17 protein-coding genes and 1 pseudogene are annotated in these 19,638 nt (G+C 70.8%); 8 read left to right on the top strand and 10 right to left on the bottom strand.

Features of this window, described 5'->3' with window-relative positions:
* Window positions 1-6 precede the first annotated feature (6 nt).
* On the bottom strand, window positions 7-1,362 hold the full coding sequence (locus AB0M63_RS18445) for a dipeptidase (RefSeq protein WP_355901714.1): 1,356 nt from the start codon (window positions 1,360-1,362) through the stop codon (window positions 7-9).
* 132 nt (window positions 1,363-1,494) lie between these two features.
* Between AB0M63_RS18445 and AB0M63_RS18440 the strand changes: the two genes are divergently transcribed.
* Complete coding sequence (locus AB0M63_RS18440; protein WP_355901713.1) at window positions 1,495-2,754, top strand: geranylgeranyl reductase family protein; 1,260 nt, start codon at window positions 1,495-1,497, stop codon at window positions 2,752-2,754.
* On the opposite strand, the gene AB0M63_RS18435 is transcribed toward AB0M63_RS18440, so the two are convergent.
* Window positions 2,744-3,193, bottom strand: a complete 450-nt coding sequence (locus AB0M63_RS18435) for a nitroreductase family deazaflavin-dependent oxidoreductase (RefSeq protein WP_355901712.1) — start codon at window positions 3,191-3,193, stop codon at window positions 2,744-2,746. The genes AB0M63_RS18440 and AB0M63_RS18435 overlap by 11 nt on opposite strands.
* A 166-nt stretch (window positions 3,194-3,359) precedes the next feature.
* Between AB0M63_RS18435 and AB0M63_RS18430 the strand changes: the two genes are divergently transcribed.
* The 3 genes from AB0M63_RS18430 to AB0M63_RS18420 all read left to right on the top strand — a co-directional run bounded on the left by AB0M63_RS18430 (window position 3,360) and on the right by AB0M63_RS18420 (window position 6,036).
* Window positions 3,360-4,052, top strand: a complete 693-nt coding sequence (locus tag AB0M63_RS18430) for a TetR/AcrR family transcriptional regulator (protein WP_366020103.1) — start codon at window positions 3,360-3,362, stop codon at window positions 4,050-4,052.
* 86 nt (window positions 4,053-4,138) lie between these two features.
* A complete protein-coding gene (locus AB0M63_RS18425) occupies window positions 4,139-5,374 on the top strand; it encodes a sensor histidine kinase (protein WP_366020102.1) in 1,236 nt (411 codons plus the stop codon).
* Window positions 5,371-6,036, top strand: coding sequence for a response regulator transcription factor (locus AB0M63_RS18420; protein WP_355901709.1), 666 nt, complete (start codon window positions 5,371-5,373; stop codon window positions 6,034-6,036). Before AB0M63_RS18425 ends, AB0M63_RS18420 begins: the two co-directional genes overlap by 4 nt.
* On the opposite strand, the gene AB0M63_RS18415 is transcribed toward AB0M63_RS18420, so the two are convergent.
* Together AB0M63_RS18415 and AB0M63_RS18410 are read right to left on the bottom strand one after the other, a co-directional pair.
* Window positions 5,997-6,284, bottom strand: coding sequence for a DUF6332 family protein (locus AB0M63_RS18415; protein ID WP_355901708.1), 288 nt, complete (start codon window positions 6,282-6,284; stop codon window positions 5,997-5,999). The genes AB0M63_RS18420 and AB0M63_RS18415 overlap by 40 nt on opposite strands.
* Before the next feature lie 74 nt (window positions 6,285-6,358).
* On the bottom strand, window positions 6,359-7,846 hold the full coding sequence (locus tag AB0M63_RS18410) for an MFS transporter (protein ID WP_366020101.1): 1,488 nt from the start codon (window positions 7,844-7,846) through the stop codon (window positions 6,359-6,361).
* An 87-nt stretch (window positions 7,847-7,933) separates the two neighbouring features.
* Here AB0M63_RS18410 and AB0M63_RS18405 point away from each other — a divergent pair, with 87 nt between their 5' ends.
* Window positions 7,934-8,311 (top strand): MarR family transcriptional regulator, encoded by a 378-nt coding sequence (locus AB0M63_RS18405; protein WP_355901706.1) that lies wholly within the window; start codon window positions 7,934-7,936, stop codon window positions 8,309-8,311.
* Window positions 8,312-8,339: 28 nt separating this feature from the next.
* Here AB0M63_RS18405 and AB0M63_RS18400 read toward each other — a convergent pair whose 3' ends face one another.
* On the bottom strand, window positions 8,340-9,308 hold the full coding sequence (locus AB0M63_RS18400) for an alpha/beta hydrolase (RefSeq protein ID WP_366020100.1): 969 nt from the start codon (window positions 9,306-9,308) through the stop codon (window positions 8,340-8,342).
* A 166-nt stretch (window positions 9,309-9,474) separates the two neighbouring features.
* Between AB0M63_RS18400 and AB0M63_RS18395 the strand changes: the two genes are divergently transcribed.
* Both AB0M63_RS18395 and AB0M63_RS18390 read left to right on the top strand, forming a co-directional pair.
* Window positions 9,475-9,930: a MarR family transcriptional regulator gene (locus AB0M63_RS18395; RefSeq protein WP_355901704.1), complete on the top strand. Its 456-nt coding sequence runs from the start codon at window positions 9,475-9,477 to the stop codon at window positions 9,928-9,930.
* A 300-nt stretch (window positions 9,931-10,230) separates the two neighbouring features.
* Window positions 10,231-11,874 carry an MFS transporter gene (locus AB0M63_RS18390; RefSeq protein ID WP_366020099.1) on the top strand — a complete coding sequence of 548 codons (1,644 nt, stop codon included), beginning with the start codon at window positions 10,231-10,233 and terminating at the stop codon, window positions 11,872-11,874.
* Between the two features lie 87 nt (window positions 11,875-11,961).
* On the opposite strand, the gene AB0M63_RS18385 is transcribed toward AB0M63_RS18390, so the two are convergent.
* The 4 genes and pseudogenes from AB0M63_RS18385 to AB0M63_RS18370 form a co-directional block, all read right to left on the bottom strand.
* Window positions 11,962-12,606 carry a helix-turn-helix domain-containing protein gene (locus AB0M63_RS18385; protein WP_366020098.1) on the bottom strand — a complete coding sequence of 215 codons (645 nt, stop codon included), beginning with the start codon at window positions 12,604-12,606 and terminating at the stop codon, window positions 11,962-11,964.
* 60 nt (window positions 12,607-12,666) lie between these two features.
* Entirely contained in the window at window positions 12,667-13,644 is a 978-nt protein-coding gene (locus AB0M63_RS18380; RefSeq protein WP_366020097.1) for an aldo/keto reductase family protein, read from the bottom strand.
* Between the two features lie 48 nt (window positions 13,645-13,692).
* Window positions 13,693-14,359 (bottom strand): annotated as a pseudogene (locus tag AB0M63_RS18375) (carboxyvinyl-carboxyphosphonate phosphorylmutase).
* A gap of 41 nt (window positions 14,360-14,400) precedes the next feature.
* Complete coding sequence (locus AB0M63_RS18370) at window positions 14,401-17,340, bottom strand: polysaccharide lyase family 8 super-sandwich domain-containing protein (RefSeq protein WP_366020096.1); 2,940 nt, start codon at window positions 17,338-17,340, stop codon at window positions 14,401-14,403.
* 182 nt (window positions 17,341-17,522) lie between these two features.
* Here AB0M63_RS18370 and AB0M63_RS18365 point away from each other — a divergent pair, with 182 nt between their 5' ends.
* On the top strand, window positions 17,523-18,599 hold the full coding sequence (locus AB0M63_RS18365) for a substrate-binding domain-containing protein (RefSeq protein WP_366020095.1): 1,077 nt from the start codon (window positions 17,523-17,525) through the stop codon (window positions 18,597-18,599).
* Window positions 18,600-18,615: 16 nt separating this feature from the next.
* On the opposite strand, the gene AB0M63_RS18360 is transcribed toward AB0M63_RS18365, so the two are convergent.
* On the bottom strand, window positions 18,616-19,629 hold the full coding sequence (locus AB0M63_RS18360; RefSeq protein WP_366020094.1) for a hydroxyacid dehydrogenase: 1,014 nt from the start codon (window positions 19,627-19,629) through the stop codon (window positions 18,616-18,618).
* Between the last annotated feature and the right edge of the window lie 9 nt (window positions 19,630-19,638).

The raw sequence follows: 19,638 nt of genomic DNA, 5'->3' as shown, positions 1-19,638 counted from the left end.
ACGCGCTCAGTTGCCCGCGTAGTTCCGCAGGAAGAGCGCCTCCGCCACCGACAGCCGCTCCAACTCCTCCGGCGACACACTCTCGTTCACCGCGTGGATCTGCGCCTCCGGCTCGCTGAGGCCGATGAGGAGGATCTCGGCCTGCGGGTAGAGGGCCGCGAGGGTGTTGCAGAGGGGGATGGAGCCGCCCTGGCCGGCGTACTGCATCTCCTGGCCGGGGTAGGCGACCGCCATCGCGTCGGCCATCGCCGTGTACGCCGGGCTGGTCGTGTCGGCGCTGAAGGGCTGGCCCTGACCGATCTGCTCGACGCGGACCCGGGCGCCCCAGGGGGTGTGTGCCTCCAGATGGGCCTGGAGCAGCTTGGCGGCCTCGACGGCGTCCATGCCCGGCGGGACACGGAGGCTGACCAGCGCGCGGGCGCCGGCCTGCACGGACGGGGTGGCGCCGACGACCGGCGGGCAGTCGATGCCGAGGACCGTGACGGCCGGGCGCGCCCAGATCCGGTCGGCGACCGCGCCGGATCCGATCAGCTCGACGCCGTCCAGCACCTTGGCGTCGGCGCGGAACTGCTGCTCCTCGTACGCGAGTCCGTCCCAGGATGCCTGGGCCGGCAGGCCGTCGACCGTCGTCGAGCCGTCTTCCGCGCGCAGCGAGTCCAGTACACGGATCAGCGCGGCCAGCGCGTCGGGCGCGGCGCCGCCGAACTGGCCCGAGTGCAGGTTGCCTTCGAGGGTGTCGATCTGCACGCGCACCATCGTCATGCCCCGCAGGGTGGCGGTGACCGTCGGCAGACCGACCCGGAAGTTGCCCGCGTCGCCGATCACGATCGTGTCGGCCTTCAGCACCTCGGGGTTTTCCTCGGCGTACCGCTCCAGGCCCCCCGTGCCCTGTTCCTCCGAGCCCTCGGCGATCACCTTGACGTGCACCGGGACACCGCCGTTGGCCTTGAGGGCGCGCAGCGCGAGCAGGTGCATGATCACGCCGCCCTTGCAGTCGGCGGCACCGCGCCCGTACCAGCGGCCGTCGCGCTCGGTCAGTTCGAACGGCGGGGTCGTCCACGCGGACTCGTCCAGCGGCGGCTGCACGTCGTAGTGGGCGTACAGGAGCACGGTCTTCGCGCCCTCGGGGCCGGGCAGGTAGCCGTACACCGACTGGGTGCCGTCCGGGGTGTCGAGCACCGCCACGTCCTGGAAGCCCTCGGTGCGCAGCGCGTCGGCGACCCAGTTCGCGGCGCCCTCGCTCTCGCTCTTCGGGAACTGGTCGAAGTCCGCCACCGATTTGAAAGCCACCAGCTCGGTGAGCTCTCTCCGCGCCGTGGGCATCAGCGAGGCGACGGTCTCGGCGACCGGATTCGACGACATGGGCACGCTCCTTGTGGGTGCGACGTTGTACGAATGATGCCGTCGATCCTCCCACAACGGCCTGTGGCGATGTCCGCCGTAGGATGCGGGGGACAGGTGCGGCAGCGGCTTGATCGGGAGCAGTAGACCATCGTGAGCAGCGAGAACTCTTCGGCGGACGACGAACAGCGGGTGTGGGACGTCGTCGTGGTGGGCGCGGGACCCGCGGGGGCCTCGGCCGCCTATGCGGCGGCGGTCGCGGGACGGCGCGTGCTGTTGCTGGAGAAAGCCGAGCTGCCGCGCTACAAGACGTGCGGCGGCGGCATCATCGGACCCTCGCGCGACTCGCTGCCACCCGGCTTCGAGCTGCCGTTGAAGGACCGCGTACACGCCATAACGTTCTCGAACAACGGGCGCTTCACGCGGACCCGCCGGTCCCGGCAGATGCTGTTCGGGCTGATCAACCGGCCCGAGTTCGACCAGCAGCTCGTCGAGCACGCGCAGAAGGCCGGCGCCGAGCTGCGCACCGGCGCCACAGTGACACGGGTCGAGCAGCACGGCTCCGCGGTGCCGGACCGGCGCACGGTCGCCCTGGTCCTCCAGAGCGGCGAGACGGTGCTCGCGCGGGCCGTCGTCGGCGCCGACGGCAGCGCCAGCCGCATAGGGGCCCACGTCGGCGTCAAGGTCGACCAGGTGGACCTGGGCCTGGAGGCGGAGATCCCGGTGCCGGAGACGGTCGCCGAGGACTGGAAGGGGCGGGTGCTCATCGACTGGGGCCCGATGCCCGGCAGTTACGGCTGGGTCTTCCCCAAGGGCGACACGCTCACGGTCGGGGTGATCTCCGCGCGCGGTGAAGGCGCCGCCACCAAGCGGTACTTGGAGGACTTCGTCGCCCGGCTCGGGCTCGCCGGCTTCGAACCGAGCATCTCCTCAGGGCACTTGACCCGGTGCCGCGCCGACGACTCGCCGCTCTCGCGCGGGCGGGTGCTGGTGTGCGGGGACGCGGCGGGGCTGTTGGAGCCGTGGACCCGGGAGGGCATCTCCTTCGCGCTGCGGTCGGGCCGGCTCGCGGGGGAGTGGGCGGTGCGGATCGCCGAGGCGCACGACGCCGTGGACACCCGCCGCCAGGCCCTGAACTACGCGTTCGCGATCAAGGCGGGGCTCGGCGTGGAGATGAAGGTCGGCAAGACCATGCTGGCCGTCTTCGAGCGGCGCCCCGGTCTGTTCCACGCCGCCCTCACCGGCTTCCGGCCTGCCTGGAAGGCCTTCATGGACATCACCCGGGGCTCGACCACGCTCGGCGAGCTGGTGCGCAGCCACCCCATGGCACAGCGCGCGCTGACCGCCTTCGACCGCAGGATCGGGGAACCCGTCGCGCCCGATGAGCCCGCGGAGGGCGAGGTCAGCTCCTGACCGTGACGTGGAAGACGGGGTGGTCGGGGGCGATCCGCCGCAGCTCGTCGTCGGAGGAGTCGGGGCCGACTCCTCCGAAGAACACGCCGACCTCGGCCTTCCAGCGCTTGAGGTAGGCGCGCAGCAGCGGCACCTTGTCGTCGTCGGTGACCTCGGTCGCGGTGAACGCGTCCACCTTCTTGCCGAGCCGCAGCTCGCCGCCGCCCGCCGCCCGCATGTTGTGCGTCCACTGGACGTGTCCGCGCGGAGCGACGAGGTACTGCTGGCCGTCCACCGTCAGCAGGTTCACCGGGGTGGTCCGCCACTCGCCGCTCTTGCGGCCGCGGACCGCCAGCACCCGTGAACCCCAGACGCTGAGACCGCGGCGGGTGAACCAGGCGACGGCGCGGTTGAAGACGTTCACGGTGAACCAGCCGGGCTTCTGAACGTGCGTGCTCATGGTGACTCCCAAGGTCATGGAGAGCGTCGCTCACTTTTGTGAGCACTGCTCTCGCTTGGCATCAGTCTGCATCGGATCGGTGATCCAGCGCAAGAGCACTGCTCTCCTTTTTGTTCGCCGCTCTCGTTTGTGTGCACTGCTCCGATTCCATGGCACACTGGCTCGTATGAGCACCACACAAGGGGCCCGCGCCCGCGCCAGGATCGAGGTCACCGCAGCCATCAAGGACGAGGCCCGCAGACAGCTCGTCGCAGAGGGCGCCGTCAAGCTCTCGCTGCGCGCGGTCGCCCGTGAGCTGGGCATGGTCTCCTCCGCCCTGTACCGGTATTTCCCCAGCCGCGACGACCTGCTGACCGCTCTCATCATCGACGCGTACGACTCCCTCGGGGAGACCGTGGAGACGGCGCATTCCGCGGTGGCGGACGACGGGCCGCTGCGACGCTGGACGACTGTGTGCGAGGCCGTGCGCGGCTGGGCGCTCGGGCATCCGCACGAGTACGCGCTGATCTACGGCACACCCGTGCCCGGCTACGTCGCGCCCGAGACGACGGTCCCGGCCGCCGCCCGGATCGGCCTCCTCCTGATCGGCATCGCCCAGGACGCCCACCGGGCCGGCACCCTGACCGAACCCCCGCTCCCGGCCGAGCTCCGCCCCGAGGGGGAACGCATGGTCGCGGACTTCGCCACCGACCTCCCACCCGCGACGGCCGTGGCCCTCGTCGCCGCCTGGGCCGAGCTCTACGGCCTGGTCGGCTTCGAACTCTTCGGCCAGTTCCACCGCGTCGTGGAGGACCGCGAGCGGTTCTTCCACCACTCGGTACGGCGACTCGCCCTCGGAGTGGGTCTCAGCGACGGCTGACCCAAAGACGTACTCCCCGGGAAGTACGCGTGATCACCCCGCCGGGCTGACGCCCCCAGCGCCGCCCGGCGTCTAGCGTGACGTGCATGGACGAGCAGCGTGTACGCGGCGGAGCGCCACCCCGGTGGTGGCGCTACGGACCGCCGTGGTGGAACCGCCCGGAGGGCGAGCCGGCGGCGCCGCACCGGTGGCCGTGGCGCTCCACCTTGCTGGTCACCGTGTTCGTGCTGATCGGCAGCAACTTCGCCTCGCACAGCCAGCAGGACCGGGTCCCGCTCGACATCTACGCGCGCGTGCTGCTCGTCGCCGGATCGGCGCTGCTCCTGTGGCGCCACCGGTACCCCGTGCCGGTCGCCTTCGGCACCGTGCTCTTCGCCGTCCTCTACCTGGGCGCCGGATATCCCTACGGCCCCGTCTTCCTGACCGTCGCCCTCGGCTGCTTCGGCGCTGTCGTCGCCGGGCGGCGCTGGGCGGCCTGGACCGCGCTCGGCGTGCTGTGGGCGGCGCATCTCCTGGTCGCGCACTGGCTCTACCGGTGGCTGCCCCCGCAGCACGACCACGGAATGCCGTGGAGCGGTGAAGTGGCCGTCGCCACCTGGGTGGTGGCCATCGCCACGATCTCCGAACTGGCCCGGACCCGCCGCGAACAGTGGGCCCGCGACCGCGCCGAACGCGCCCAGGCGGCCCGCCGCCGTGCCGACGAGGAACGACTGAGGATGGCCCGCGAACTCCACGACGTCCTGGCCCACAGCATCTCCGTCATCAACGTCCAGGCAGGTGTCGGCCTAGCGCTCCTCGACTCCGACCCCGAGCAGGCCCGCACGGCCCTCACCACCATCAAGGCCGCAAGCAAGGAGGCGCTCGGCGAGGTCCGCCAGGTCCTCGACACCCTGCGCACCCCGGGCGACGCACCGCGGGCCCCGGCCCCCGGCCTCGACCGGCTGCCCGAACTGGTGCAGCAGGCGGCGAGCGCCGGCCTCACCGTCGAACTCGACGGCACACCGCCCCGCCTCCCGCCCGGCACCGACCTCGCCGCCTTCCGCATCGTCCAGGAGGCTCTCACCAATGTCGTACGGCATTCCGGGTCGCGGCACGCGCGCGTGCACGTCGATCACAACCCCCGGGAGCTACGGCTGCGCATCGACGACGACGGACCCGCGACCGGCGCGGACGCGGGAGGCAGCGGCAACGGACTGGCCGGGATGCGGGAGCGGGCCGCCGCCCTCGGTGGCACGATCGAGGCGGGCCCGCGCCCGGACGGCGGCTTCCGGGTGCTCGCCGTACTGCCCCTGACGACACAGGCGAAGGAGGACGACCGGTGATCCGCGTACTGCTCGCCGACGACCAGTCACTGGTCCGGGCCGGGTTCAAGGCGCTGCTGGACGCCCAGCCCGACATCGAGGTGTCCGGCGAGGCCTCCGACGGCGAGGAGGCCGTGCGCAAGGTGGGCGAACTGCGCCCGGACGTCGTCCTGATGGACATCCGCATGCCGCTGCTCGACGGCCTGGCCGCGACCCGCCGTATCACCGGCGACGGCGGCCTGAAGGACGTGAAGGTCGTCATGCTGACCACGTTCGAACTCGACGAGTACGTCTTCGAGGCGATCCGCTCCGGCGCCTCCGGCTTCCTGGTCAAGGACACCGAACCGGACGAACTCCTGCGCGCGGTAAGGGCGGTGGTCGAGGGCGACGCACTGCTGTCGCCCGGTGTCACCCGACGGCTGATCGCCGAGTTCGCGGCCCGCTCCAAGGAGCCCGCGACCGCCGACGCGCTGACCGAACTCACCGAGCGGGAACGGGAGGTGATGGCCCTGGTCGGCATCGGCCTCTCCAACGAGGAGATCGCCCGCCGCCTGGTCGTCAGCCCCCTCACCGCCAAGACGCACGTCAGCCGCACGATGGTGAAACTGGGCGCCCGCGACCGGGCCCAACTGGTCGTACTCGCCTACGAGTCGGGGTTGGTCCGCCCCGGCTGGCTGGGCTGACCCGCGCCCTGCCGGTACCCGTACAGCACGGTCACCACCCGGGCGAGGAACACGACCGGCACGAGCACGAGCGCCCCGCGCACCAGCAACGTCTCGACGGTACGCGGAAGTTCGAACAGCAGCGCGGGACCGGCGACCGCCCCGAAGAGCACCGCAGCCACGAACACCGCGCTGGCCAGCGCGTATCCGATCTCGACGGTCATCGCGTCCCGCTCGGCCTGAGTGCGCCGTCCCCCGGTCGTGGTCATCCCGGAAGTCTCACACGTGTGCGCCCGGCGGGGCAACGAAGCCCGCCGGGCGCACACTCAGTGGAGGCGTCCCCCTAGTCGCGGACCGCCACGCGCTCCGCTTCCGCCTCCGTCGCGGTGGACTTGGCGACCACGATGGACTGCGACTGCCGGCCACCGCGGCCGCGCAGCCCGGGCAGCGTGATCAGCAACCCGGCGAGCGCGATGCCCGTCACCACGACCAGTCCGGGCCGGTAACTGTCCAGCACCGCCTGCGGGGTGGCGTGCGCGGGGGCGTGGGCGGTGACCACGGCCGTCACGACGGCCAGGAAGATCGCGCCGCCCACCTGCACCGAGGTGTTCAACAGCCCGGAGACCATGCCCTGTTCGTGATCCTCGACCCCGTTGGTGGCCTGGATGTTGAGCGAGGGGAAGACCAGCGCGAAGGCCGCGCCGATCAGCAGCATCGACGGCAGGATGACCGAGGCGTACCCGGGATCGACGCTGACTCGAAGGAAGAGGGCGTACCCCACGACCATCAGCGCGAAGCCCACCACGATCAGCCGCTGGGTGCCGAACCGGTCGACGATCGCGCCCATCTTCGTCGAGGACGCCGCCACCAGGGCACCGGCCGGCAGGAAGGCGAGTGCCGTGTGCAACGCCGACCAGCCGAGCAGCTGTTGCATGTACAGCGTGACCAGGAACTGGAAGCCGACGTACGACCCGAAGAGGGTCATCGCGCCGAGCTGTGCGCGGATCTGGTTGCCGGAGCGCAGTACCCCGAGCCGGATCAACGGCCCGGCGGAGCGCCGCTCGACGAACACGAACACGGTCAGCAGGACGGCAACCGCCAGGAACGACAGGAGAGTTCGGGCCGATGCCCACCCGACCTCCGGGGCCTGTACGACGGTGAAGACGAGCAGCAGCATCGACGCGGTGCCGAGGACGGCGCCCGGGACGTCGTAGCCGTTGTGGTCCTTCTCGCGTTCGCTGCGCGGCAGCAGCTTCAGGCCGGCGAGGAGGGCGAGCAGGGCGATCGGTGCGGGCAGCAGCATGGTCAGGCGCCAACTGGCCTCGGTGAGCAGGCCGGAGAGGACCAGCCCCATCGAGAAGCCGGTGGCGGCACAGGTGGTGTAGATGGACAGGGCGCGGTTGCGCAGCGGGCCCTCGGCGAAGGTCGTGGTGATGATCGACAGGCCGGCGGGTGCCGTGAAGGCGGCGCTGAGGCCCTTGATGAAGCGGCTGGCGATCAGCAACGGGCCCGAGTCGACGAGGCCGCCGAGCAGGGAGGCCACCGCGAAGACACCGAGGGCGACCAGGAAGACCTGGCGGCGGCCGAGCAGGTCGGCGGTCCGGCCGCCGAGGAGGAGCAGCCCGCCGTATCCCAGGATGTAGCCGCTGACGATCCATTGGAGCGTCGAGGTGGAGAGGTCGAGTTCGGAACCGATGGAGGGCAGGGCGACGCCGACCATCGACACGTCGAGCGCGTCCAGGAACATCGCGGCGCAGAGCACCAGCAGGGTGCCCCACAGCCGTGGGGTCCAGCGTCCCTCGGACAGCGGAGGGGTGAGCGGAGAGGTCATGCCGCAGAGACTACATGCGTATGCATCGAATGCAAACGCATTTAATTACGATGCAACAAAGCGGCTTCTCTGCTACGGTGCGCTGTCATGGCGGCGAAGAAGGCCGAGCAGGCGCTCGTGCACCAGTGGCGGGAGATGCTGGCGCTGCACGCCCGCACACAGTGCGAACTCGACCGTGCTCTGCATCAACACGGCCTGTGCGGCAGCGACTTCGAGGTGCTGGACGTACTGTCCGGCGGATCGTGCGCGTTCCGCGTCCAGGAGATCTCCGAGCGCGTCCACCTCAGCCAGAGCGCCCTCTCCCGTCTGATCGCCCGGCTGGAGAAGGACGGCCTGGTCGAGCGCGGCCTGTGTGCGGAGGACCGGCGGGGTGTGCGGGTCACCCTCACCGAGAAGGGGCGCGCGCTGCACGGCGAGGTACTCCCGGTGCAGCGCGCGGTGTTGACGAAGATGCTGGCCGACTGACGAGGCGTCAACTCCAGGGCATCGTGCGTCAGTTGGCGGCGAGTGCCTCGCGCAGGGTCTGGATCGCCATGGTGATGGCGGCCTCGGCGGCGTGGGTCTCGCGCAGGGCGTTGAGCATGACGAAGTCGTGGATGATGCCCTGGAAGCGGACGGCGGTGACAGCGACCCCGGCTTCGCGGAGCTTGTTGGCGTAGGCCTCGCCCTCGTCGCGCAGGACGTCGGCCTCGCCGGTGATGACGAGGGCCGGGGGCAGTCCGATGAGCTGCTCGGTGGTCGCCCGGAGCGGGGAGGCGGTGATCTGGGCGCGCTCGGTTTCGTCGGTGGTGTATTGGTCCCAGAACCACTGCATGCCGTCGCGACGCAGGAAGTAGCCTTCCGCGAACTGGTGGTAGGAGCCGGTGTCGAAGGCGGCGTCGGTGACCGGGTAGAACAGCACCTGCTGGACGAGCGGGACGTCGCCGCGTTCCTTGGCCATGAGGGTGAGTGCGGCGGACATGTTGCCGCCCACGGAGTCGCCGACGACGGCGATGCGGCCGCCGTCCAGGCCCTTGGCCGCGCCCTCCTGCACGATCCACCGGGCGACGGTGTAGTTCTGCTCGATGGCGACCGGGTAGCGGGCCTCGGGGGAGAGGTCGTACTCCGGGAAGACCACGGCGGCCCGCGCTCCGACGGCGAGTTCGCGCACCAGGCGGTCGTGGGTGTGGGCGTTGCCGAAGACCCAGCCCGCGCCGTGGATGTAGAGGATCACCGGAAGCGTGCCGGTGACCCCGGCGGGGCGGACGATCCGGGCCCTGACCTGCCCGGTCGGTCCTCCGGGCACGGTGATCCATTCCTCGTCGACGGCGGGCTTGGTGATGTCGCCGGACTGGACGTCGTCGACGGCCTTGCGGCCTTCGGCGGGGGTGAGGTCGAAGAGGTAAGGAGGGTTCGCTGTCGCCTCGACGAACGCCTGGGCGGCGGGTTCCAGGACGGGACGGGGTGCGGTGCTGTCGGTCATGACGATCTCCTCGGATCGAGTGCCACGGGTGGGTGGTGCGGCACAAGGGTGAGAGTAGCGCGCGACTAAGTCGTGCACAACTTAAGCGCGCTCGATAGAATCGGCCGGACCTGAACGATAAGCTGGCCATTGCCCTGAAGCAGGCACCGGAGCGAGGAGCCGCACCATGAGCCCAGCCGCCGCCGAACCGGCCGAGGGATCGCTGCTCCTCGACGACCAACTGTGCTTCGCGCTGTACGCGGCCTCTCGCGCGGTGACCGCCCGCTACCGCCCGCTGCTGGACCGACTCGGCCTGACCTACCCGCAGTACCTCGTGATGCTCGTCCTCTGGGAGCAGGACTCGATCTCCGTACGGGACCTGGGCACCGCGCTCCAGCTCGAATCCAGCACGCTCTCCCCGCTGCTGAAGCGGCTGGAGGCGAGCGGTCTGCTGCGCCGCGAACGCCGGCGCGACGACGAGCGCTCGGTCGCCATCCGGCTCACCGACACCGGGGAGCGGATGCGCGAGCGGGCCGCCGCCGTACCCCTCGCCATCGGCGACGCCATGGGCCTCACACCCGAACAGGACGCCCTGGCCAAGCAGCTCCTCCGGCTGATCACCACCAACGTCGCGACCGGCTGAACAGCCCGCCACCTGCGCGTTCTCGCTCGGCAGAGCAGTGTGTCGTCACCGCTGTTCACCTTAGTTTGCAGGCCCAACGGCATCTCCAGGACCGGGTCCCAGGTATACGGTCCGAAGCGATTTCCCGAAAAGAAATGGCTTACGTCAATGGAGATTCAAGCCGAACAACCACGTCAAGTTCCGGGCCGCGGGATGCGACAGACGGAGTCGGCACCGTCACCCCCGCCGTAGCCACGCACGGAACGCCACGCGCAGTTCACACCCGGTCAATCCGCCCCCGTACGACGTTTATGAGGTGCCATGCCGACCCTGGTCTCCGAAGTCTCGCCTCCATCCCCTCAGCCGGACTCCCCGTCACGGAACGTCACCGCCACCATCGTGCTGGCCTGCGTGGGAGTCTTCGTCTCCTACCTGCCGGTCGTCGGTGTGTCGGTCGCGCTCGCCGTGATCCAGCAGGCGCTTGACGCCTCCACCACCGGGCTCCAGTGGATCACCGACGCCTTCATCCTGCCGACCGCCGCCCTGCTGCTGACCTTCGGTGTCATCGGTGACCTCTTCGGCCGCAAAAAGATGTACCTGATCGGTCTGACGCTGTCCTGCGTCGGCTGTCTCATCGCCCTCACCGCGCACAGCGTCGTCCAGGTCTGCGTCGGCCAGGCACTGACCGGCGTCGGCACCGCCGCCCTGCTCCCCGCGACCCTCGGTCTGATCAGCCACGTCTGCCCCGACCACCGCAAGCGGGGCGCCGCGATAGCCCTGTGGACGGCCGCCCTCGGCCTCGGGCTGACCCTCGGCCCGCTCTTCAACGGCCTGATCGTGGAGCACGCGAGCTGGCGCTGGATCTTCCTGCCCACCCTGGCCATCGGCGCCGTCACGGTCGTCGTCGGCGCCTTCCTCCTGGCCGACTCCCGCTCGGACCGCGAACGCCACCTCGACATCCCCGGCCAGCTCCTCGCGATCGTCGCCATCACCGCCGTCGTCTACGGCGTCATCGAGGGCGGGGGCGCTCCGGGCTGGGGCTCGGCCGAGGTCGTCACCGCGTTCGTCGTGGCGGCCCTCGCGCTGCCGGCCTTCGTCTTCGTCGAACTGCGTTCACGCTGCCCCATGCTGGACATGCGCCTCTTCAAGTCCAAGGCGTTCTCCGGGGCCGCGCTCGTCATGGCGCTCACGCTGTTCGCCCAGGTCGGCCTGGTCTTCTCGCTCAGCGAGTACTTCGGCCTGGTCCACCACGCCTCGACCTGGGACATCGGGGTCCGCCTGATCGCGCTCAACGGCTTCACCGTCGTCCTCGGCCCGGTGGTCGGGCGGCTCATGCACCGCTTCTCGCCCGGCCTCGTCCTGGCGACCGGCCTGGTGATCGGCGGCATCGGGGCGCTCCTGGTGAACCTCTTCGACGCCACCACCGGAACCGGTGAGGCCGTCCTGGTCATCGCGGTCCTCGGCCTCGGTATCGCGCTGGCCATGGCCCCGATCACCACGATCGCGATGAACAGTCTCCCGCGGCGCCTGGGCAGCACCGCCGGCTCCGCCAACAGCGCCCTGCGCCAGATCGGCAGCGCGCTGGGCCCCGCCATCTTCGGTGTCGTCCTCACCAACCGCACCCTGGACACCCTGCCCGCACACGTGGCCGCCTCCGGCCTCAACCCGGCCGACCAGGGCCAGGTCATCGGCCTGGTTAACGGCGTCGGCATCCAGGCGGGCGCCTTCCTCCACCTCAACACCGGCGAGGCGACGGGCCAGGCCCTCGCCGCCTACGGCGCCAGCTTCACGGACGCGCTGCACACCTGCGCCCTCGTCGGCGGCATCGGCATGCTGGTGGCCGCGGCCGTGGCCCTCGTCACGATCGGCATCCGCGCCCACGCACCGCACGCCGAGACGGAGCCGGAGGCCACGGCGGCGACCCACCCGGCCGCCGGCGCGACGACGATCGGCGAGACCGGCTGACCAACGGCCCCTGCTCCACGGGTGGTTGCCCTTCGGCTTCGGTTCCGAAGGGCAACCACCCTTTTGCTACGTCGAGTTGACGTGGCGTCAGAGGCCGGGCGAGGGTGCGCTGTCGTTCTCCAGCGCGGGGGCGAGGAGGTGACAGAGCGAGTCGGCCAGCAGATGCAAGGGGTCGGCGGTCTCCAGCGGCCACTCGACGGCGATCCAGGCGGAGAAGAACGACTCGGTCTGCAGCACGGCCATCAGCGCTCGCTGGCGGGCCTCCGCCGGATCGACACCCCGCCAGCGCTCGGGGTGACCGACCAGCATGGCGACATAGCGCTCGTGCGCCTCGACGTACTGCACCCGGCCCTCACCGAGACTGCGGAGTGCCGCCGGGGCCGTCGCGTTGGCGACCCGGCGGACGGGCGCCATATCCCGCCAGCGGGCCGCCGCCTCGTCCAGCCAGGCCCTGATGGCGCCCCGGGTCCACCGCGGCAGCGCGGCCAGGTCGGCGAACGCCTCGCCCATCACCCCGTACACACGCTCCACCAGCGCGTCGACGATCTCGGCCTTGCCGGGGAAGTGGGCGTAGACGGTGACCCGAGTGACCCCGGCGGCCTGGGCGATGTCCTCCATCCGCGCATCGAGAAACGGCTTCTCGGTGAACACCGTGACGGCCGCGTCGAGCAGCCGGCGATGCGTGAGGATCTTCTGCTCTTCGCGCAGGTTCTTGCGGGGCGTGGACTCCATCCGTCCAGTGTGTTGCATGGGGGATGGTCGCGGCCGCCGACCTGCGCGAAGGGCCCGGCGTCAGTCCTCGGCGGTACCGCGCTCCGCGACCGGGTCGAGGAGCGTGTCGATCGCCCGCATGAGCTCGTCGTCCAGCTTGACCCCCGCGGCCTTGACGTTCTCGGTGACCTGCTCGGGGCGGGAGGCGCCGATGATGGCGGCGGAGACGTTGGGGTTCTGCAGCACCCAGGCCACGGCGAGTTGGGCGAGGGACAGCTCGGCCTGCTCGGCGAGCGGCTTGAGCCGCTGGACCCGTTCCAGGACGTCGTCCCGCAGGAACCGGCCGATCATGTCCGCGCCGCCCTTGTCGTCGGTGGCGCGGCTCCCGGCCGGCAGCGGGGCACCCGGCGCGTACTTGCCGGTCAGGACGCCCTGGGCGATGGGCGACCAGACGATCTGCCCGAGCCCGAGTTCCTCGCAGGTCGGCACGATCTCGTCCTCGATCACCCGCCACAGCATCGAGTACTGCGGCTGGCTGGAGACCAGCGGGATGCGCAGCTCCCGGGCGAGCGCGTGCGCGCCGCGGATCTGGTCGGCGGTCCACTCGGAGACGCCGATGTAGTGGGCCTTGCCGGAGTGGACCACGTCGGCGAACGCCTCCATGGTCTCCTCCAGTGGCACCGTGGGGTCGTAGCGGTGCGCCTGGTACAGGTCGACGTACTCGGTCTGCAGCCTCCGCAGCGAGTTGTCGATCGACTCCATGATGTGCTTGCGGCCCAGGCCCCGGTCGTTGGGGCCGGGACCGGTCGGGAAGTAGACCTTGGTGAAGATCTCCAACCCCTCCCGCCGCTCGCCCTTCAGCGCCCGGCCGAGCACGGATTCGGCCCGGGTCTGCGCGTAGACGTCGGCGGTGTCGAAGGTGGTGATCCCCGCGTCGAGGGCGGTCCGTACGCAGGCGAGTGCCGCGTCCTCCTCGACCTGGGATCCGTGGGTGAGCCAGTTGCCGTACGCGATCTCACTGATCGTCAGACCGCTGCGGCCGAGCTTGCGGAATTCCATGGTCCGACTCTACTCACGGTCGATCACGCGGAATCGGCCGGAACGGCCTCAAACCCCTTGTTTTCCCCGCAGGTTGTGGGTCACGAGCTCAATGGACTCCGCGACGCCGACCCTGGTGCCGTCGGTGCCGCTGTCCGGGGCGGGGAGGCGCCCGTCCGAGACCCTGAGTTCCTCCAGCGCGCTGTTCATCGCCACGTGCACACTCAGCTCCGCCAGTTCGGTCAGCGACAGCCGCGGCGAACGGCCGCCGGCGATCTGGTTGAACAGCAGCGGCTTGTCACCGATGGAGGCCCGGATCCGCCGGATCGCCTCGACATCGCGCACTCCGTCGACCAGCACGACATCGGCGTCGGTGGCGGCGAGTGCCTTGGCACGGACGAGGATCTCGGCCTCGTCCGTGGCATCGGTCCGCGCGACGACCACGAGATCGGTTCTGGAGGCCAGTACGCGCTTCCGGGTCGCCGTAGCCGTCGTCGATGTCCACCAGCAGGTGGTGATTCGGAAAGGCCCACCGCAGCCGTTCCGTGAAGGCAACCATGTCCGGCCAGGCGATGAATCCGATGTCGGGCAGCCCGTAATGGGACGCGGCGAACCCGAACCCCGATACGAACAGCCCGTCGTAATGGCGGGCCGCGAGAGAGGCGGAGTACATGTCGTACACGCCGATGAGAGGCGTGGTAGTTAAATGTCCCCCCAAGGCCCAGGGGAGCGACAGTCGACACCGGCAGGTGCACCAGACTCCGAAGGCTCGGCGGCCTAGTGACTGACGATCTGGAGCACCGGTGGGTTGACGGAGTTCTGCCTGCTGTTGAGCACGACGGCCAGGCCGACGGCGTTCAGTGGCTGCCAGATCGCGAGAGAGGCGGTGCCGTCGCCGCCGGCCGAGGTGACCGCCGAGGCGACGGCGCTGGTCACGTCGAGTCCGATCCAGTCGGCGGCGGTGGAGATCTGCCCGGTTCCCTGGGCCGTTCCCAGTGCGGGGGAGGTGTTCCAGGTGACCCCGGACTCGGTCCAGCTGTCGCTCGCGGTGGCGAAGGCCTGCAGCGAGGTCTGGGTGCCACCGGAGTCGGAGACGACGCCGTAGGTCCACAGCACCGCCCGGGAGACCGTTCCGGTGATCGCCGAGACGTCGAACTTCAGCAGCGCCTCCCGGGAGTAGCCGCTGGCGGTGGTGTTGGTGTTCTTGACGACCATCGTGGTGGTGGTCCCGTAGTTGACGGTGCCGTAGGCGCTGCCGTCCCGGACGTAGGCGTCGGCGCCGGCCGCGAGCAGGGTCGCCGTCGAGGCGGTCAGGGCGGTACCCGAGGTGCTCAGCGTCGCTGTGCGGGAGGCGCCCTGGCTGCCGCCGGTCTCCGCCAGCAGGGTGATCGTGCCGGAGCTCGACGACAGCACCGAGATGCCGGTGCCCGCGGTGGCCGAGACGTACCCGGAGCGGGCGATGGTCACCTTCACCGTCGAGGTGGTCCGGGAGGGGTCGGCGACGCTCACCGTGAGGGTGCCGCTCTGCTCGCGCATCAGTACCGAGCAGGGTGCGCTGACGGTGATCGGACCGATGGTGCCGGCCGCGAAGAAGTTGGCCGCGGTGACGCCCGAGGCGCTGTCGGCGACGGCCTGCACGGTCGCGGTGTTGGCGAGCACGGTGACCGTCGGCGCCGCCGCGCGGGCCGCCGCAGCGGAGGCGTTGGCGCCGGGCATCAGCAGGTAACTGTAGGAGGAGCCGCTCGGGTTGGTGCCGTGGCCGAACCAGAGGGTGAGGTAGCGGCGGGTCAGCTGGGTGGTCGTGTCGTAGCCGTTGATGTCGGACCAGGCTCCGGTGCGGGCCTCGCGCAGTGCGTTGACGGTGGCGCCGCCGGGGAAGACGTAGCCGCCGAATCCACCGATGGCCATCGACTTCGCACCGGTGAACTGGGCGGTCCAGCCGAGGGCGGTCGACTGGGCGACGCCGTCGACGGTGAGCGAGTGGGTACCGTCCGAGCCGAGGTTGCGGTTGTCGATCACGGTCTCCACCGCGACGCCGTCGGTGCAGGTGATCCCGGCGCCAAGGCACATCACCGAGTCGTCCAGGAAGAACCAGGACTTCTTGCCGGTCAAGGTGGAGGACAGGCCGCGCACGTCCTGGCCGACGGCGGCGTAGGTGCCGTCGGTTGCGCCGCCGGCCCAGACGGCGGCCGGGCGGGGAGCGCCCCAGGTGCCGCCCGCGCCGTCGGCGAGGGGGAGCGTGGAGACGGTGGTGCCGGGCAGGCGGTAGGGGTTGACGGTGGGCCAGAAGGCGTCCGAGTACTGGCCGTTGCCGTAGGTCGAACCCCACCAATAGAGCATGCCGTTGTTGGTGTGCCAGCCTCGGACGTTCTCGCCGTTGCCGTTCTCGTAGAAGGTGGTCCGCGCCGAGCACATGCTGACCGAGGCGGCCCAGGTGGAGCGGCGGTGCACCGCGCGGTCCATGGCGAAGATCCGGTGGCCGTTGGTCTCGGCCGTGGCGGTGACGGTGGAGTCGTTCAACAGGGTCTGCGCCCGGGCCAGTTCGGGGACGCCCTGGGCGGCGTCGGAGAGGTAGGGGCTGTAGGTGTCGCGCTGCAGCCAACCCTTGACCATGCCCTTCCACTGAGAGCTCTGGGCGGTGGAAGCGACTCCGGAGTCGGCCAGCCGCAGGATGTCCGAGATCAGTACGTGCCCGCGCCGGTGGTCGTCCTGCTGGATCTGCAGCGGATCGGTGACGGAGACGCCTCGGCTGCACGCGCGGCCGACCACGCCGTCCATCACCAGGCCGTTGTAGAGGAAGGGCGCGTAGGAGGAGACGACCGAGTCGAAGATGTTCTGCTGCCCCGTGTCGGTGACCGCCCAGGTGGAGCCGGACAGCAGCCAGAGCATCCGGCTCAGGCCGCTGAGCATGACCTCGCCGTAGGAGCCGGTGTAGGGGACGTAGCTGTGCTGGATGAACGAGCCGTCGGGGTAGAGGCCGTCGCCGATGATCACGTCGGGGAAGACCGGGGAGAGCGCGGCGGAGGCGGTGGCCAGCTTCGCGGAGTTCTTGCCGACGACGCCGCGCAGCGCGATCACGCGGCACAGGTCGACCCGGTTGGCACCGGTGCTGGTACCGCTGTAAGCCGCCACGGCGGTGTCGGGGACGTAGTGGTCGACGGCGGCGCAGTAGTTCGCGATCTCGGTCGAGGTGAGCTGCGCGTACATCAGCACGGCGGTGTCCAGCAGCGCCTCGGGGCTGCCGATCTGCCAGTCCCACCAGTTGTCGTAGGTGGTGGCGGTGGCGGTGTAGGCGTTGCTGTACAGGTAGTCCAGGCCGGTGGTGACCGCGGTGGCCAGGGTCGCGTTCCCGGTCAGGCCGGTGCCCGGCTGGACGTAGGCCAGAGCCATCGTTCTCAGCCGGGAGTAGCTGGTGGTCATGTTGCCCGAGACGGTGCCGAGCGGCAGGTCGCTCCAGAGCGAGGCGGTGCCCACCGCCATGGCGCTCTGGTAGGTCGTCGCCGTGCTGCCGAGGGTGGAGAGGGCCGAGGCGAAGGGGGCCGCGGTGGAGTCGAAGCCGCTGCCGGTCAGCAGACCCAGCCAGCGCCCGCGCAGGGTGTCATAGGCGTCCGCGGCCCAGGCGCGCGGTGCGGGAGCGACCCATTGGGCCGCCGCGGCCAGCACCGTGGCGGCCGCGCTGACCTGGAGAAACTTTCGCCGTGTGACATGCGCACCCATGTGGCCTCCTTGCCGCTGGGCCCGTTCTCCCGAAGGGTGCGGGCTTGAGTGAGCCAGAAGGTAAGCGCTTCCAAATGATCGCGTCAATGGATTCCGGCGAAATGAATGACCAAAAGCACACCGCTGCTGAACGTCTGACCGTATGATCGACCCTGCGAAAGACCTCGGCGAAGGAGCCCGTTGTGCGACCGTCGGTCGATGAACGCCAGGAACGCATTCTGCAACTGGTCCGTGAGCGGGGCAGCCTGCGGGTGTCCGAGCTCGCCGCCGAGCTGGGGGTGTCCGCCGTCACCACCCGGCGCGACGTGGAGACACTGGCGGAGCTGGGGCGGCTGCGCCGGGTGCACGGTGCGGTGACCTGGCCGGAGCGGGCCGCCCCGGCTCCGGTCCGGCACCCCGTCGAGGCCGGGGCGCCGGTGCTTGGTCTGCTGGTGCCGGCCGATCAGTACTACTACGCCGAGGTGATCCAGGGTGCCCGGGCCGCCGCGGCCGCGGCGGGCGCCCGGCTGGTGCTGGGCATCTCCAAGTACCGGCAGGAGGAGGACGCCGCCCAGATCGCGTCGATGCTCGCCGCGGGCGCGGACGGGCTGCTGCTGACCCCCAATTGGGCCGGGACCACTCCCACCGCCGCGGAGGAGCGGACCATCCTCGGTCTCCAGGTGCCCACCGTGCTGCTGGAGCGGCGCGCCGCACCCGGGTCGGCCGCGGCCGAACTCGACCGGGTCTGCACCGACCATGTGCACGGGGCCTGCGCCGCCGTGCGCCACCTCGCCGCGCTGGGCCGCCGCCGGATCGCCCTGCTGCTCACCGAGACGACCCCCACCGCCGGCTTCGTCCGCACCGGCTACCACGCCGGGCTGGACGCCATGGGCCTGGACCAGCCGGAAGACCTGGCCGAGGAGGATTCCGAGTCCCGCCTCCGCCGCCTCCCCGATCTGGTGGCGGCGAAGACGGTGGACGCCGTGCTGGTGCACACCGACACGGAGGCGCTGATCCTGCTCCAGCACTTGCAGGCGCGCGGGCTGCGGGTGCCGGAGGACGTCGCCCTGGTCGCCTACGACGACGAGATGGCGGCTCTGGCCGACGTGCCGCTGACAGCGGTGGCGCCCCCGAAGCGCGCCCTGGGCGAGGCGGCCGTAGGGATGCTGCTGGACCGGCTGGCGGAGGAACCCGGATCGGACTCACCCCGCCGCCATCTGGACCTGTTGCCGCAACTGCGGGTGCGCCGGTCGACCGCTGACGACGCCGCGGCCTCCTGACCCGTTCGGCCGGAGCTCAGGCGGTACGTTCCAGCTCCTCTTGCAGGACGGGGTGCTGGAAGGGCAACCCCTGGGCGTAGCGGGCCAGTTCGGCCGTCGCCGAGTCGGCCATCCGGTGCAGCTCGCCGCCGATGGAGCCGGCCACATGCGGGGTGAGCAGGACATTGGGCAGGTCGTAGAGCGGGGAGTCGGCCGGCAGCAGCTCGGGGTCGGTGACATCGAGCACGGCGTGGATCCGGCCCGACGCCACCTCCTCGACCAGCGCCTCGGTGTCCACCAGGGAGCCGCGCGCGGTGTTGACCAGAGTGGCGCCGTCCGGCATCAGCGCCAGCCGGCGCCGGTCGACCATGTGCCGGGTCTCGGGGAGCGCGGGAGCGTGGATGCTGAGCACGTCCGAGGCCGCGCACAGCTCGTCCAGGCCGGCCCGGCGCACGCCCAGCGCCGATGCCTCGGCGGCCGACAGGTACGGGTCGTGGACCAGGATGTCGAGGTCGAAGGGGCGTAGCAGCTCGATCACGCGTCTGCCGATCCGGGAGGCTCCGACGACGCCCACAGCGCGGCGGTAGTTGCCTATGCCGGTGTAGCGGTGGTGCCAGGAGTCGATCTCGCGGCGCTGCCGGAAGTCCTCGCGGATCTGCAGCAGCCGCTTGTTGGACATCAGCACCGCGGCGACGGTGTACTCGGCGACCGGCAGGGCGTTGGCCCAGGCCGCCGAGGAGATCCGGACGCCCGCGCGCCAACTGTCCTCGGTGGCGATGTACTTGACCGAGCCGGCCGCGTGCACGATGGCACGCAGCCGGGGCGCCGCCGCCAGGACCTCACGGTCCACGGGCGGGCAGCCCCAGAAGGTGTACAGCACCTCGGTGTCGCGCAGGGCCTCGGCCACCAGGGGGCGGCCGAAGTCGTCGGCAACCAGGTCGGGGACCAGGTCCGCCACCCGGGCGAGCTGGGCCAGACCTCGGGGGCCGAGGATTCTGGGTACCAGGCCCGGGTGCATGGCGAGGAGGGTGCGGGGCCGTGCGGTGGTCATACGGGGGGC

This window comes from Streptomyces sp. NPDC051576 (assembly GCF_040681835.1).
Lineage (GTDB): Bacteria > Actinomycetota > Actinomycetes > Streptomycetales > Streptomycetaceae > Streptomyces.
This window is presented reverse-complemented; position numbering and strand designations above follow the sequence as displayed.